Consider the following 1231-nt stretch of genomic DNA (forward strand, 5'->3'; position numbering starts at 1 on the left):
TGAATCGCCACTAAAATCCTAGAGACTTTTTAGCCTCATTTCGTACCGCTTCTCGTACTCAACTGGTGAAAGTTGGTTGTTCGAAGAATGACGTCGTTTGGGATTGTAAAACATTTCGATGTAATCAAAAATGTCTTGGCGTGCTTCATCCCGGTTTTTGTATATCTTTCGCTTGATGCGTTCTCGTTTCAATAACTGAAAGAAACTCTCGGCAACCGCATTGTCGTGGCAGTTTCCTCTCCTGCTCATACTGGCTTCTAAATTATGGAACTTTAAAAAGTGATTCCAGTCATAGCTGGTGTACTGACTTCCTTGATCAGAGTGCACCATGACCTTATCTTTGGGGCTACGTTTCCACATCGCCATCAATAACGCATCCAACACCAAGTCTTTGGTTATTCTGGATTGCATTGACCAACCAATCACTCGTCTTGAAAACAAGTCGACCACGACCGCTAAGTACAACCAGCCTTCATGCGTTCGAATGTAGGTAATATCAGTTACCCATGATTGATTAGGGGCTTGCGAATTAAACTCTCGATTCAGTCGATTCGGCACAACGATGTTTTCCGTTCCAGACTTCTGTCTTGGCTTTCTATAACCAACCTGAGCTTTTAATCCGGAATCATGCATGAGCTTGTGGACTCGGTTGATACCGATAGACTCGCCATGCTCACACATGTCTGCAAATATCTTCCGATAACCATAGATACCACCTGATTCCAGCCAGAACTGTTTGATCAACCCTGCCTGACGTTGGTTGCGCTTTTGGCTTGTTGATATGGGTTTATTTAACCAAGCATAGTAGCCACTGGGATGAACGTTAAATAGTTCACATAATCGTCGGATTGATTGTCCCTTTGCATTCTCTCGAATAAAGGCATACCTCAATCGGACTCTCTTGCGAAGTATGCCGCCGCCTTTTTTAGCAGGTCTCGTTCTTCTGTCACACGAGCCAACTCTTTACGTAGACGCTTTAATTCTGCTTGCTCATCTGCTTTGTTCTGATGTTTGTCTTTTTCAGGGCCATACTTTTTAAGCCAGGCATAAAGACTGTGGGTTGTAACATCTAATCTTTTGGATACTTCTGATACCGGATAACCTCGTTCGGTTATCTGTTTTACGGCTTCAATTTTGAATTCTTCAGGGTAGCGTTTACTGCTCATTTAACACCTCTTTTTTGACCATTATAAAATGGCTAAGAAGTGTCTAGTAAATTAGTGGCGATTCA

1 protein-coding gene is annotated in these 1231 nt (G+C 42.6%); it reads right to left on the reverse strand.

Going from position 1 to position 1231, the window contains the following annotated elements; genetic code table 11:
- Positions 1-18: 18 nt before the first annotated feature.
- Positions 19-1166, reverse strand: a protein-coding gene (locus tag ABY044_RS12100; RefSeq protein ID WP_373020997.1) for an IS3 family transposase whose coding sequence is annotated in 2 segments (ribosomal slippage) — positions 19-917 and positions 917-1166 — 1149 coding nt in all. Because the reading frame shifts where the segments join, the coding sequence is not laid out codon by codon here.
- Between the last annotated feature and the right edge of the window lie 65 nt (positions 1167-1231).

Source organism: Thiomicrorhabdus sp. (assembly GCF_041583835.1).
Lineage (GTDB): Bacteria > Pseudomonadota > Gammaproteobacteria > Thiomicrospirales > Thiomicrospiraceae > Thiomicrorhabdus.